Source organism: Chryseobacterium paludis, assembly GCF_025403485.1.
Classification (GTDB): domain Bacteria; phylum Bacteroidota; class Bacteroidia; order Flavobacteriales; family Weeksellaceae; genus Chryseobacterium; species Chryseobacterium paludis.
Genome location: NZ_CP099966.1, coordinates 4,568,811 through 4,583,014 on the forward strand (window position 1 = coordinate 4,568,811; position 14,204 = coordinate 4,583,014).

A 14,204-nucleotide genomic window follows, 5' to 3' on the forward strand; every position below is an offset into this window, starting at 1 on the left:
CAGATTAGTAAATGTATTTATTACATAATGGATTTTATTTGTCTTATTTAATAGCTTTTAAAATATGTTCAAATTCCAGATCACGATTTTGAATAATATCATCATCGGTATATTTTATCAACTCGTTAATTCTTATACCTACTTTTTGAGTTTGTGTGTTATCATAATAGAATATGCCATTCCCTGTAAACACCAGTGAATAGCCTGCTGGTAATTGTATTTCTACTGTATCTCCATCAGCACCAGCTGTTTGCTGTCCTATTGTAATGGCTTGAGGAAAAATATTTTGCAGATTCATAGTGTTCCATTCACTCATACTTAAGGTTTCAGGATTGACGATTATAAAAACTTTTCCTTTATATGGGTTTACTGTTTTGTTCTCAATCTTAGGGTAATAGTGGCCATACACCTTATAACTGATAGGAATGTAAGTACCCATATTTTTTAAATTAGGCTCATAATATTTTCCAAAATAATTTTCTCTGGGTGAGAAGTATTTGTAAATATAATGAAAAACAAATCCACCCCAGTTCGGATATCCTCTCATATCAAAGACAATTGCTTTTTTAGAAGAAGCTTCTTTAAAAATAGTATCCATGTGACTGTCAAACTTATCATCTGCAATATTATCAGTCAGAGAAAATACATCATTGATTTTAAAATATGCAATATCATTGTGAACCAACTTGTGTTGCTGTTTTAGACTGATTTTCTCATTTAAATAAGCTGAGATGACAGACGTCTGTTGCTGATCTGTAGGATTAATAAAGGTGATTTTTGTATGTTCAGCTTTATTGTTTTGGGTATGTAGTATTTTGAAATCTTTTTGTTGTACATCATCTGGCCATATCATATTTCTTTGATAATCTGAAAGGTGATATAATAGATTCTCAAGGTTTGAAACGGAAAGCAGTTCTCTTTTTTCATTGATGATCTGTTTAATACTTTTACCATTGATTTCGGTTATTCTATCTCCAACCATTATTTGCGCATTAGAGCAGATCTCAGGAAAAATAAGATGAGTAATTAAGAGATGATCATTAAAAACTTGGTAATCAAAAGGAGCATAATAAAATCTGTGCAGGATTTCATTTTTATAGTTTAATTGATCATAGAACTTAAAAGCATGACTGTCTTCCATTTTAGAAATTGCTTTTGCAAGAATAATTTCAAAATCTTTTCTTGAAGGTGAAGATATTGCTTGTCCCACCAGATCTGTAAAGAAGACTTCGAAGTTCTTATCCATAAGGTATTTATGCGGATATAAATAATCTATGGAGCCTTGTATCTTAGCAAGTATGAGCAGCCTGAAGGGCAGTGGTAATTGTTCTTTTTTGGAAAGCTCATATTGTTTTTCTTTTAGAACTTTTCCTATATACCGATGTTCAAATATAGTGCTCAAAATCGTTTTACCTTCCGCAGTGAGCATTTTATTCTTTTTATACCAATCAAAATTCTGATTTACCGTTAAAGCTTCTTTATTTTCATCAATCACAAGTGAATGGGAAATAGGATTACTCAGTTTTCCTGATAGTTGCTTAATAATAGAGTTAGCATCCGATTTCTCATCTACCTTCTCAATATTAGCTAAAAATAGACTGTCAGCATCCACTTTCCCACTTGCTAGATCCGGATGATAATATTTTAGAAAATTCCAGGTTTTCATAAAAAAAGCATACTGCTCTTTTTGAGCATAAATCGCCTGTTGAATGAGAAATAAAAAGAAAAGAGTAATGATTTTTTTCATGGAAATGGAAGTTTATCAGATTAGTTTTTATTGCATAAAGATATCTTAAATGATTATATATTTAAATAATTAAAAAGCTTGATCAATAAAAATAAAAAAACGCATCTAATGATGCGTTTTTATCAGTTGAAACTATTTGTTCTTATTTGTAAAAAATATATTTTAAGTAATCAAATGTGCCATCTCAGTTATAATCGTAATTATCGGGGACATAAATCACTAATTTGTTTGAAGTGAGTTCCAGGACCTTTGCTTCTATAGAGTTATTTATGATGATTTTCTGTTCGGATGATTTGTAAACATAATCGCGGGTATCGGTCTTTTTTATACAAGAGTTACCAATATTATTGTAATCATTAGATATATATATTCCGTCATTTCTGTACTCCTAAGTGCTTTGTTTTTTACAGTCATCAGGAAGATATTCGTGTAAAACAGTTGTATTATCTTTCCCGGATATGACAATGTTTGTAATAAACTCAAAACCAAAGCTCCTACTAAAATTTTTTTCATAGAATAATTTTCCGCGAACTTAACGAAGATTTCAAAAATAAACTATTTCAATTAAAGGACTGCCTGAATTCCAGTGGTGAAAGATTGGTTTTATTTTTAAATAATTTACTGAAAGACTGTGGATGTTCAAATCCCAATTCATAGGCAATTTCACTTACGGATAATTGAGTAGTAGATAATTTTTCCTTTGCCTTTTCAATTAATTTTTCGTGAATATGCTGTTGAGTGCTCTGCCCGGTAAGAACTTTTAATAATCCGGTTAAATAACTAGGTGATATATTTAGAGTGTCAGCAATATACTGAACGGTAGGAAGCCCTTTACTGATGAGGTCCTCCTGATTAAAATATTCAGTAAGTAAGGTTTCCAGAGAATCAAGAGTTTTATGATTGGTTATTTTTCTGGTAATGAACTGTCGCTGGTAATAACGTTCAGAATAATTTAATAAGGTTTCAATTTGTGAAATAATAATATCCTGACTGAACTTGTCAATATTGGAATGGTATTCCTGCTCAATATTTTGAATGATATTGCCAAGCACAGTTTCTTCTTTGTCTGAAAGAAATAAAGCTTCATGCACAGAATAATCAAAATATTCATATTGTTTGATCTTTTTGGCAAGAGAAGTGTTCCACAGAAAATCAGGATGGATTAATAGCATCCATCCTGTATGTTGTATTGTTGAATTAGGATCTACACTAACGCTGAACACCTGACCTGGTGCCATAAAAAACATCACCCCTTCATCAAAATCATAATCCTGTTGGCCATATTTCATTTTAGCATTGGAGGTGCGTTTAATGGAAATAGAATAAAAATCCAATATCCAGTTTGTCACAGGTTGATCTGGAGAATGTATGATGATATCACTGTAATTTATGACGCTGATCAATGGATGCTCAGGTTTGGTTAAGCCTCTCACCTGATGGAACTCAGTGATGGATTTTATTCTTTGAGGTTGTTTGTTCACGATACAAATGTAGAAATTATTGATGATATGCTATGGCAAATTCCCTGGCGAACTCTTTCACTTTTACTTGGCCCAAAACAGGTTGATGAGCATAATAATCTTCATACAGTATTCCGTTACGTCTTGATGCATTCATTTCTACAAAACCTTTAGCTGTTTGAGGATTCATTCCTGCATTAATTAGATTGTTTAGCAGTTTTTCATCCTCAATAGTTTCCCATTTCAGTTCCCTGTTTCCAATGGCATCTCCTAAGGTTTCAGCTATTTCATTGGGTGAGATTTCTTCACTGGCAATATATCTGATTTCTCTGCCATTAAAAGGTTTTTCAATTTCTTCTGCAATGACTTCTGCAATATCCAATGGAGAAACCCAAGGTTCTTTGTCGTCTCCACCATAATTCTGAATAATAGCTCCTTGCGTTTTTATACTTGGAATAAAAGCAAACATATTGTAATAGAATCCAACCGGACGCATAAATTTTATGGATACATCTTCAGGTAATTTATTCAATATGTTTTCCACATTATAATGAAACGCTAGAATACCGTTTCCCTTATTCGTATGTGCTCCGATACTGCTAAGATGGACGATACGTTTTACACCTGATCTTTCAAATGCCTCTTTGTAATTTTTACCGATCTGAGTACTGGCTGCAATAAAATCTACGTTGTGATCAAAAAAGCTTCCCGCATTCAATGCTTCCATAGCGTAAACAATATCTGCGTCTTTGAAAATCTCAGAAAGGAAGTCTACATCTTCCATTGTTCCGATGGCGGCTTGAGCACCTAAAGCTTCAATTTCTGCTTTCCTGTCTGAACTTGTACTGATGACAGTAACACGGTGTCCTTTTTCTACTAAGTGTTTTGTCAGTGGCTTGCTGATATTTCCTAAAGAGCCTGTTACGATTATTTTCATTGTATTGATTTATAGGAACAAAATTCAGAAATGTCCGATCAGCAGATGTATCCGGATCTACTTTTTTTGTAGTCAGAAAAAGAGTGTTAAGATGATAAAATAAAAACAGCCTCATGATTTGAGGCTGCCTGCTGTTTACTTATTGACAATTACCATTAATTGGATTTACAAAATAATCTTTATCCTGAGGTGGCTTTACAAAATAGGATGTTCCATAGGTGTTTCCAGGTTTAAAAAAATCGGTGGAAACGACCTGAGCGCCGCTGCTGAATGCTTCTTTAGCACGGGTGAGGTCATTTACTTTTGCTTCATAAGTTTCAATATCTGCCCTGGTTCGAACAATAAATCCTTGTTTTACCATCTCCTGAATTTCTTTTTGACGGACAATAGCATTATCTCTCAAAATAAAAGCGGCAAAACTATCTTCAGGTTCACTTTCCATAAACATCAGTCTCTTTTCCAAGGAGCCATCTATTAAATATGGATTGTCTTTAGTGGATTTTGTTCCTGCACTTCCCGGTAATAACATCAGGATAAATTTGCCTCTGCTGTTCTCTGCTTTAGGCCAATTATTATGAACTACTGCTTCACGCAATGTTTTAAATTTACCCTGTATCTCTTTGGGAGTAATCAATTTATCTTTGCCTAAATATTGTGAGATTTCCTGATCCAGATCATCGTATGCTTTTTTAGTAAAAGGCAGAACCTGAGTGCTGTTAGGGAAAATTGGAAACCCTGAATCTTTAGCTTCAACCATAATAAAAATCGTGGAATGCTGGGGATGTTTGTCAGACCATTCACGCAGTTCCAATAAAGCGTCTTTTAATGTAGGGTAGTGGGATCTGAAATCAATGTCTGCCATATGCAGGACTTTAAACCCGGGTTTATCCAATCCTTTAGTATTGTGAGGAGCAAGATCATTTACTCCTTTTTCCTTCAGCACGCGATAAGATGCAGGATTATTAAAACGATTACCATCCGGATCATAATAAACATCCAGCTCCAATCCACGCAGGTTAGCGTTTAATTGTTGTGTAAAATCAGGATGATCGTAGTTAAGGGCTTCATTAAAATCCATACCGTTAGGATGATATTCCTGAAATTTAGCTTTTTGTTCGGCAGACATTCCAGAGTCATATTTTTTCATTAAGTTTTTAATAATAGGCGCTGCAAGATCCAGCACTTTTGGATCAACGGGTTCCGCATAAGAGTTGTGAGTTCCTACTACCTGTAGTTGATTGATTTTAATATTCCGGCACTTTTCCTGCGCGTTTATTAATGCAACAGCAGCCATTGCTGCGGAGCAAATATATTTTTTCATAAAGGTGAAGTTTATTGTATGATTAAAAATTAAAGTTTACACCAAGTTGACCTCTGATCCCTGAATAAGAAATGTTTTCAACTCTGGATTTTATTCCCATATAATAGCGATTGGGTTCGTTGAAAATATTATTCAATTCTACAAACAGTCTGATGTTTTTATTGATACTATATGAGGTAGAAGCATCAACAGTGAAATTTTTGTCAAAGTGCTGATAATGATCCGGACCTGCAGCCGTTCTTATTTCACTTACATAATCACCTTTATAATTTCCTGCTAATCGAAGCATGAACTTACTGGTTTCATAGAATAGTATCGTATTAAAGATATGCTTCGCCTGATTTGGAATTGTGGTTTTCATCGTTCCGGTCTGTTTGCCATTTTCATATACGGGCATTTTCATTTCCGACGCGATATAGGTATAGTTTCCTTCGAAACCAATATTTTTCAGAAATCCGGGTAAATTTTCTAAACGTTTAGAAATTCCTACTTCAAAACCATATAGCTTGGCACCTTCTAAATTCTTAGGAGTTGTGAATGTATAAGGAAGTCCATTCACACTTACAATAGACTGATCCTTGTAGATCAAATCAGTAATATCTTTATAGAAAGCTCCGGCCGTGATCAGATCCAGCTTTCCAAAATAATTTTCGAACATCAGATCAAAATTATTAGAGAACGTAGGATTTAGCTGAGTGTTTCCCTGGGTTACTGTATTGGCAAGGTCATTAACGATAGTTCCAGGGTTCAGATCATTGAAATCAGGTCTTGCAAAAGATCTTGTATATGCAGCTCTTACGATTTGATTCTTAGTAAGATTCCATTTCATATTAACCATAGGAAGAAATACATTGTATTTTTTACCATCTTTAATATCTTCTACTTTAGATCCTTTGTTATCTGAAATTACCTTTTTACCGAAGAAAGAGATATTATTATATTCATTTCTTACTCCACCCAGGAACTGTAAATTTTCATTTATTTTCCAGGTTCCCATCAGATAGGCTGCCCAAACATTTTCCTGTCCCCGATAAGAGCTTGTTACATTAGAATTACTGTTTTTTCCGCTTACCTGTGAGAGACCCAGATTATTTTGAGTATCACTGTTGTAGAACTGATCAATTTGCCCGTTGGTGATCTGATTAATAATAACAGAATTATATGGATTACCAATAGGATTCATAAAACCTCCATTAAATGGAAAGGCTATTTGCTCAAATTGATTCATATAACTTACCGGAGCTCCTGGAACTCCCAATGCTGATTTGGGCATCCATACCAATACAGCAGCATCTACAACCTTTTCCTTATTATCGAATTTGGTTCCGAATTGGAGCTTGAAATTTTCTGCTACATTATATTTCAGGTCGACTTGCCCACGAAGGTCGGTTTCACTGTTCCTGTTTTGACTGAGAATAACCTGATTGAGCTTCAGCTGATTTCCCGATATAGGATTTTGATTATAGGGTAAGGTGTAGCCGTTTGGATCACCAACACCATTTGGGGCATCCATGGCAAAATATTTCCTGCCATCAGAAGCCAGATTTCCATAAGTCATTGGTTGTACAAAGTTGACGATAGGATAGCCTCTCTCATGTTCTTCCAATTGCTTGGGAGAGTTAAATTTAAAAGCCGATCTTGCTTTGGATAAAGACCAGTCTATTTCTAAACGTTGACCGACCTGATGGTTTCCACCAAACTGCATAGAATATAAATCGGTAAGATAATCAGCATGTCTGGCTTGTAAAGTCACATTTTTATTATCAAAATTAAAATAAGTTTCTCTTACAGATTGTCCATCTTTATACTGACTATACAAGCCCTTGAAGTATAATTTGTTTTTACTGTTGATATCATAATCCATCGCATAGTTGAAACCTAATGTTCTTCTGTTTGCAACGTAATCACGTAACTGCAGTTGATTGATAGAATAGGAGGATACAGGATCTGTAAGTCCATAGTTAAAAATATTACGCATTTGATCTATGGCTCCGGATCGTTCCCATATGACGGCAGAGGAAATAAATTTCAGTTTATCTGTAATTTTGTTTCCATAGACAATAGAGGAGTTAAAAGTAGGGGATTTGGACATATTGACGTATCCGGTAGATGTACTGATAGCCAATGTTTCTTTATTTGGGGATGTTTTTGTAATAAAATCTACATTTCCACCTATAGCATCCCCATCAAGATCGGGAGTTAAGGCTTTTGATAAACGTACATTCTGTATCAATTCTGAGGGGAAAATATCCATCTGAACCCCTCTGTTGGCATTGTCACCACTCGCGCTGGGCATTCTGTTTCCATTTAATGTTGAAGCTGTCCATTGTACAGGAGTTCCACGAACGGCAACAAAACGTCCTTCTCCCATATCTCTCTCAATTGAAACACCCTGCATTCGTTGTACCGCATCAGCGGCATTACGGTCTGGAAGTTTACCAATAGCGTCTGCACTTAAAACCTCCGTAATGGTATTGGAATTCCTCTTCATCGTAATAGCTCTTGCCTGGGATGCTTTGTATACGCTGGCTACCACGACCTCCTGAATACTATTTTCCTTTATTTTCTTTTCACCTATTTTGATAGGCCCGAAATCTATCGGTTTTTTATCTGCTATTGTAAAATCCAGATAGGCATTTTCATAACCGGTATATTCCACTACAAGTCTATAACTTCCATCAGGAATATTACTTAAAGTAAATGATCCGTCTGTATTGGAAGTTATTTTCTCAGCTTTATTTTCCAGATAGATTAAAGCATTAGGCAGATTTCCCTGATTATCTACAACCACACCATGTACCGATGTTTGGGCAATGGCAAAACCTCCCAGTAAAAAGCATGCTGCAGTTGTTAAAAAAAATCTTCTTCGTAACATTTTATAAATTTTTTGCAAAGATGATTTCTCGTGAAAAAAGCGGAGTTCATTTAAATTTAAGCAAACCTGTACAGAAGAACTTGTGTTTTATGTATTTGATTATTAGTTGTTTGTGAATATTAAGTTATAGTAACATTAGTTTTTACTAGAACGCATACTCGGTTGGAAGGCAGTTGAATTCCTTTTTGAAATATTTGTAAAAAGTAGATTTAGACTTGAAGCCACACTGGTAAGCGAGATCTGTAACATTGGCACCAGGTTCTTCTTCCAACATACGTTTGAACCGTAATACCCTGTTTCGATTGGTGTATTCATGGAAATTGGAAGTAAGATACTGGTTAAAAGTAATGGTAAGATCCGTTCTGGAAACAGATAAATGCCGGGCAAGATGATCTAATGTAAAGGTATCTTCCAGATATTCCTGACTTTCACTATAAAATTCTTCTATACGGATTTTTATTTTTTCAAAATCTATTTTAGATAAGTCTTTATACTGGTATTTTTCCTTAATGACAACCTCTACAACAGGTTGCTGCATATTTTTTTTGAGCTGCTCCTGGTGCGTTAAAACATAAACGTACAAAATCCAGGCAAACTGAACCAGGAATAAAAGGGTATATATTTTTTGAAACAAGAGAATATCAAAACCAAATTTAAAACTGCACCAAAATGCTAACATGCTGGCTAAGATAAAAGACAGAAATAAACGAAATTGTTTAAATAAAGGATTTTGGATCTTATTCTGATATTTATACAATAGGAAAATACAAATGATAAGACTACATGCCCAATAATGAATGTAATAGTTAACGAAATAGGTTTTGTAGAAATGAATAATAGCATCCGCCTCTTGGTACCCAAACAACTTAGCCGATAAAGCAAAAGTATGAAGCAGAACGATCATAGAGAAAGGGTACAGTAAATACTTTAACTTATCACGCCATTTGATTTCTATAAAATTAAAAGTAATATATAAAAATATTAAGCCTTTAAAGATCCTTAAGCTTCCAGGGATTTCATAAAGAATAGATTCATAACCAAACCTATTTATAATGAAGTACTCATAACCCATATCCAATATGACAGTTACAATATATAGCAGTAGCATATTGAGGAAAGATTTTCTGTTTTGAGCCAGAAAAAGTAAAACGGCAAGCGTAATAATTGCCTGCAGAATGACAACCATTATAATGTACAACATAAACAATTAGATCTGGTCAAAAGTATTAATAAAGAAGAAGTCTATTTTTAACACATCATTAAATTATTAATAAACCTTTATTTTTTTTAATTACCATAAAATTTTAATACCTGATCCTAAGAAACGGTAAGAGAAAATCTTTGATTGAAAAATAATCTCCATTTTGGATGATTTCCTTAAAATATGATTAAATATTTCCCTACTTACTTATTTCATTTGTAATAAAAATTAACTTTGAAATGTCTAATAGATAGACAACCTGCTTATCTGAAATGAAAATATTTGCATTTTTTGATTTTAAATAATACGGATATCCCAATAAATCTTTAGGCTTGGTCTTGTACTGGTATTTTTGGAAGAATGAAATTTATTAAGGGCAACTAAGAATATCGAAGTCGAATTAATAGTAAGATTAAACTAAAACTCAAAATGAAAAGAACAACTTTATTAATATTCTCTGTTGTGACCGTATATTTTTGTTCAACAAACCAAAAATTAAATCCCGAAAATTCTTTTGAAAGAGATCTTAATAAAGTGGCTGACAGTATCAAGGTGAATGATATAGTGGTTAAAAATCTTTTCAAGTATCAGATACTGGCGCATCGTAATGATTCTTTTGATGAAAGGATGATCGTTGACAAAGTATACAAATCCCATCAAAAACTTTGGGATAGTTGCTATGCTGCGATTTTTGGTGAAAAAAATGCTGGCTTATATAATAATCCTGAAGGTATGATACAATGGAATAAAACGTTGTATCCAAAACATAAAGCTGAATTTGATAGTAAGACAAAGAAACTTTTAAAACTGAATCTCAACCGGATATTAACAACAAATCTAAAAAAGTTCAGCCAGATGGTACCATATCAACCTAAAGCTACCATAAGTATACTTTTTACACCATTTACAGGAATCGGTTTCGGTGGCTGTAAGGCTGATCAGTTTGCACTTGAACTGAATAATGACAGTACAGATCCTGAATTTACATTGGAAAAAGGTTTACCACATGAGCTCAACCATCTTGTTTATGAAAAGTTCAGGAACCACGACATTAACAAAAATTCTGCATTAAGCCAAACAATTGATGAAGGTTTTGCATGTTATTTTACCTGGATATTTTTTGAAGGTAAAATGGAAAGATATCATGCTGTAGAAAATATGTCACAGGAAAATTGGTCCTGGTATCTTAAAAATGAAAAAAAGATCTTTATGAGCGTGAAACCCTATTTTTCAGATACTTCAGGAGATAATCCATTATTGCAGAATGATAAGAAAAAACTTTTCCCACAAGCTCCAAAGACCTTGAATTATTGGCTGGGATTCAGGATCGTAGAAAAATATGTAGAGAAACACGGAACGAATTCCTGGAAAGATATTTATAAGCTTACCCCAAAAGAGGTGCTTGATAAAAGTGGTTATGAAAATTATATTAATTCTTTATAAAATATATTGATTGTTAGAATAATGTAAAAACGCATCCAAAAGATGCGTTTTACTGTTACTGATTTTTTTTTCAACTATTAAAAATAGATACATCCACATCCGGTTTCCCATTCTTGGCAAAAACGTTTTGGTTCATGACATCCTCCTCCAGGTCCACCACCTACTTTAGGACTTTTGTAACATACATCTCCACTACAATAAGTGTTATAACCAGGACCCGCTGGAGGGCAAACCCCATCAAGGCAAAATGCATAAGCAGTATCTCCACCACTGATTAATACTAAATCTCTTCTCGTTAGTTTCTTTAAATTTTTCATATTACTAAGTTTTAATTTATTGATTACTAATGTAATAAAAATTATTTAATACACGTTGTTGTGATTAAATAAGCGCATATTAAACTAATTTGAAGATTACAAAACTGTTTTATGACTCAAATGTGCTGGAGAGAAGCCATACTGTTTTTTGAAAACATAAGAGAAGTGGGAGAGATCTTCGAAACCGAGATCGATATAAATTTCTGTAGGTTTTTTATGTTCTTTATCCAGCAAAAAATAAGCTTCCTGCAAACGTTTATTCATTAACCATTTACCCGGAGGCATATTGAAGATGGTTTTAAATTCACGTTTAAAAGTAGATAAACTCCGTCCCGTCATAAAAGCAAAACGTTCCAGACTGATGTTGAATTTAAAATTATGGTTCATAAAAGATTCCAGATCGATTTTATAAGGAACATTAAAATTGAAAAAGATATTTTTCAATTCAGGATTGTTTTTTAATAAGATCATTAATAGTTCCTCTCTTTTAATATCAACAAAAATACTGTCCAACTGCTCAGTCCCGTTATAATATGGTTCTAATGAGTGGATAAAATTTTTAATCAGTTTATCTTCATTAATGAACAGGAAAGAGTCATTGTTTTCTGTTGGTTCTACAGAGTAGGGGTGACGTTCCAGAAATTTTCTTAAAAATGCTTCATCAAAAGATATAATTACTTTCTCAAAGACTCCATCTTCCTTATGCTTTGTATACCGTACCAGATGATTTTTCCTTGCAATACAATAGTCTCCCGGTTTCATAGTGTAGTGTTTATAACCGTCATATGAAATCATGGAGCCCTTCAGTAAAAATAGAAAGAAATGCTCCGGGATGAATTGTTCCGGTGATATCTCAGGACCGAGGTAGCAGGATTGTATGTTGTTAAATTTCAATGTACTATTTCTTTTGATATAACAAATTTATGCTTTTACCTTTAAACTGTCTGCACTCGCTAATAGTGCCTCTTCTCTGCTTTTGGGAATCCAGTGTAATATTGTTTTTGCCTTTTCATTAGAAATTTCTTTATAAAAATCCCTTCCGATAGGACTCAGATCCTGAATGCTTGAAGAATACTCTGGTCTTTTTGCTTTAATAAGTTGTGCTACATCATAAAATGCCATTACTCCTTCAGAAGTAGCAATGAACCTTTCTCCTGCAGCATTCGGATGGAGCATTGCTTTGATATGAATATCTGCAACATCTCTGACGTCAACTACTCCCATCGTAAAGTTTGGATTGTAATTGGTTGTCCCATCAATAATTCCTGCAACGGCAATATCCAATGACGCGGAAGAAATTCCCCCTACAATTGGACCAAAAATCCCGACAGGATTAATAACGGTTAACTCCATACCATTACCTTCTTTTTCAATAAATTCCCAGGCGGTTTTTTCAGCTACGGTCTTTGATTTGATATACGGTGGAAGATCTGCATTTACATCTGTCCAGTCCTTTTCCGTGAAAATATGTCCTTTCGTGTCATTACTGTAGCCCACTGCCGCAAAAGATGAGGTAAGTACTACTCTTTTTACGCCTGCACCACGGGAAGCTTTTAATACACGTAAAGCGCCATCTCTGGCGGGAATGATCAGTTCATTTTCGTCTTTCGGATCCTGAGCAGGGAAGGGAGATGCCACATGAAGCACATAATCACAACCTTTTACAGCTTCATCCCAATTACGATCACTTGTAAGATCTGTTTCATAAAATGAAAGGAGCGTGAAATCTGTAATTCCACCTTCTTCTAATGCTTTCAATACAACATCTTTTTTAGCAAGCGAACGGATTGTTGTTTTTACTTTATATCCCTGCTGTAATAATTGGAGGATGGTATGTATTCCTACGAATCCTGTCCCACCTGTTACTAATACTGTTTTTCTTGACTCTAAATTTTCCATAATTCTTTTAAATTTTATAAGACAAAGTTCCTTATAAATTAAACTGAAGATTTTGTTGTGGAGTTCAATTTTTGTTTGTTGTAAAGTTCAATTTAGAAGATAGAAAAGAAAAAAGCAATCAAAGCTTAATTGCCTTAATTGCTTTTGATGTATTAACCATTTAATTTACATTCGAGTTAAGTCAATTGTATAAAAGATTTCTTAGCTTCGCCCGAAATAACAGAGATTGTTTAATTATTGAATGTACTGAAAGCAGCTTCTGAACTTGCAAAGAAATTGTTATACAATAATTCAGTATTTCCAACACGTACTTCGTAAACATCATTCTGAAATGCTTTTATCAGATCTCCGGCTACTTCAGAAGCTGGGATGCCATTTTCACGACCACCAATTTCTACTGAAAATTCAGTGTTTACTAAAGGCGGCATTAATTCAAAAACTTTTACACTCGTGTCTTTTGCCAATTCATATCGTAGTAATCTTGTGTAAGAACGTAGAGCAGCTTTAGAATCTGAGTAAGTCGGTACATGAGATCCAGGAACAAATGCTACAATAGAAGAGACATTTACTATTGCAGCTTCATTCTGTTGTTTTAATAAAGGAAGCAATTTTTCTGTCAAGCGGATAGGTGCGAAGTAATTAGTTGTAAATTCCGCTAAAGCTTTGGTGTAGGTATCCGAAGAATCAGAAAGTGTATATGCATAAGCATTAGCTGCATTATTAATCAGGATATTTAATTCCCCAAAATTAGTTTTGATTTCCTCTACCAATCTGTTAACATCATTTTCATCTGTAATATCAGCCTGAATGGTGAAAACATTGTCTAAATCTTTAGCCGCAGCATCCAGCTTTTCCTTGTTTCTTCCTACAATGATAACTTTGTTTGATGGGTTCAATGCTTTTGCAATTTCTAAACCGATTCCTGATCCTCCTCCTGTAATAAGGATAGTGTTGTTTGTAATGTTCATAACTTTTGTTTTAAATATATTAAATTTTATTATTGT

General features: G+C 33.9%; 11 protein-coding genes. 1 reads left to right on the forward strand and 10 read right to left on the reverse strand.

The features are described from left to right. Window positions 1–43 precede the first annotated feature (43 nt). The 6 genes from NG806_RS20770 to NG806_RS20795 all read right to left on the reverse strand — a co-directional run bounded on the left by NG806_RS20770 (window position 44) and on the right by NG806_RS20795 (window position 9,541). On the reverse strand, window positions 44–1,747 hold the full coding sequence (locus tag NG806_RS20770) for a S41 family peptidase (protein ID WP_261511203.1): 1,704 nt from the start codon (window positions 1,745–1,747) through the stop codon (window positions 44–46). Between the two features lie 560 nt (window positions 1,748–2,307). Further along, window positions 2,308–3,231 (reverse strand): helix-turn-helix domain-containing protein, encoded by a 924-nt coding sequence (locus NG806_RS20775; RefSeq protein WP_261513137.1) that lies wholly within the window; start codon window positions 3,229–3,231, stop codon window positions 2,308–2,310. A 13-nt stretch (window positions 3,232–3,244) separates the two neighbouring features. Continuing rightward, on the reverse strand, window positions 3,245–4,144 hold the full coding sequence (locus tag NG806_RS20780; RefSeq protein ID WP_261511204.1) for an NmrA family NAD(P)-binding protein: 900 nt from the start codon (window positions 4,142–4,144) through the stop codon (window positions 3,245–3,247). A gap of 139 nt (window positions 4,145–4,283) precedes the next feature. Beyond that, the gene (locus tag NG806_RS20785) at window positions 4,284–5,465 is read right to left on the reverse strand and encodes a phosphatidylinositol-specific phospholipase C domain-containing protein (protein WP_214832445.1); all 1,182 of its coding nucleotides are present in this window, start codon (window positions 5,463–5,465) and stop codon (window positions 4,284–4,286) included. Between the two features lie 22 nt (window positions 5,466–5,487). Then, window positions 5,488–8,340 carry a TonB-dependent receptor gene (locus NG806_RS20790; protein WP_261511205.1) on the reverse strand — a complete coding sequence of 951 codons (2,853 nt, stop codon included), beginning with the start codon at window positions 8,338–8,340 and terminating at the stop codon, window positions 5,488–5,490. 145 nt (window positions 8,341–8,485) lie between these two features. Further along, on the reverse strand, window positions 8,486–9,541 hold the full coding sequence (locus NG806_RS20795) for an AraC family transcriptional regulator (RefSeq protein WP_261511206.1): 1,056 nt from the start codon (window positions 9,539–9,541) through the stop codon (window positions 8,486–8,488). Window positions 9,542–9,970: 429 nt separating this feature from the next. Here NG806_RS20795 and NG806_RS20800 point away from each other — a divergent pair, with 429 nt between their 5' ends. Continuing rightward, the gene (locus NG806_RS20800; protein WP_261511207.1) at window positions 9,971–10,984 is read left to right on the forward strand and encodes a DUF2268 domain-containing protein; all 1,014 of its coding nucleotides are present in this window, start codon (window positions 9,971–9,973) and stop codon (window positions 10,982–10,984) included. A 77-nt stretch (window positions 10,985–11,061) separates the two neighbouring features. On the opposite strand, the gene NG806_RS20805 is transcribed toward NG806_RS20800, so the two are convergent. The 4 genes from NG806_RS20805 to NG806_RS20820 all read right to left on the reverse strand — a co-directional run bounded on the left by NG806_RS20805 (window position 11,062) and on the right by NG806_RS20820 (window position 14,168). Beyond that, a complete protein-coding gene (locus NG806_RS20805) occupies window positions 11,062–11,301 on the reverse strand; it encodes a hypothetical protein (RefSeq protein ID WP_214832438.1) in 240 nt (79 codons plus the stop codon). Window positions 11,302–11,397: 96 nt separating this feature from the next. Continuing rightward, complete coding sequence (locus NG806_RS20810; protein WP_261511208.1) at window positions 11,398–12,195, reverse strand: helix-turn-helix transcriptional regulator; 798 nt, start codon at window positions 12,193–12,195, stop codon at window positions 11,398–11,400. Window positions 12,196–12,222: 27 nt separating this feature from the next. Beyond that, window positions 12,223–13,200: an SDR family oxidoreductase gene (locus NG806_RS20815; RefSeq protein ID WP_261511209.1), complete on the reverse strand. Its 978-nt coding sequence runs from the start codon at window positions 13,198–13,200 to the stop codon at window positions 12,223–12,225. A 230-nt stretch (window positions 13,201–13,430) separates the two neighbouring features. After that, the gene (locus tag NG806_RS20820) at window positions 13,431–14,168 is read right to left on the reverse strand and encodes an SDR family oxidoreductase (protein ID WP_214832431.1); all 738 of its coding nucleotides are present in this window, start codon (window positions 14,166–14,168) and stop codon (window positions 13,431–13,433) included. Between the last annotated feature and the right edge of the window lie 36 nt (window positions 14,169–14,204).

Excerpts from the sequence above, each read along its gene's own strand:
- NG806_RS20770 (WP_261511203.1), bottom strand. The coding sequence starts at position 1,747 with ATGAAAAAAATCATTACTCTTTTCTTTTTATTTCTCATTCAACAGGCG.
- NG806_RS20780 (WP_261511204.1), bottom strand. The coding sequence starts at position 4,144 with ATGAAAATAATCGTAACAGGCTCTTTAGGAAATATCAGCAAGCCACTG.
- NG806_RS20785 (WP_214832445.1), bottom strand. The coding sequence starts at position 5,465 with ATGAAAAAATATATTTGCTCCGCAGCAATGGCTGCTGTTGCATTAATA.
- NG806_RS20790 (WP_261511205.1), bottom strand. The coding sequence starts at position 8,340 with ATGTTACGAAGAAGATTTTTTTTAACAACTGCAGCATGCTTTTTACTG.
- NG806_RS20795 (WP_261511206.1), bottom strand. The coding sequence starts at position 9,541 with ATGTTGTACATTATAATGGTTGTCATTCTGCAGGCAATTATTACGCTT.
- NG806_RS20800 (WP_261511207.1), top strand. The coding sequence starts at position 9,971 with ATGAAAAGAACAACTTTATTAATATTCTCTGTTGTGACCGTATATTTT.
- NG806_RS20805 (WP_214832438.1), bottom strand. The coding sequence starts at position 11,301 with ATGAAAAATTTAAAGAAACTAACGAGAAGAGATTTAGTATTAATCAGT.
- NG806_RS20815 (WP_261511209.1), bottom strand. The coding sequence starts at position 13,200 with ATGGAAAATTTAGAGTCAAGAAAAACAGTATTAGTAACAGGTGGGACA.
- NG806_RS20820 (WP_214832431.1), bottom strand. The coding sequence starts at position 14,168 with ATGAACATTACAAACAACACTATCCTTATTACAGGAGGAGGATCAGGA.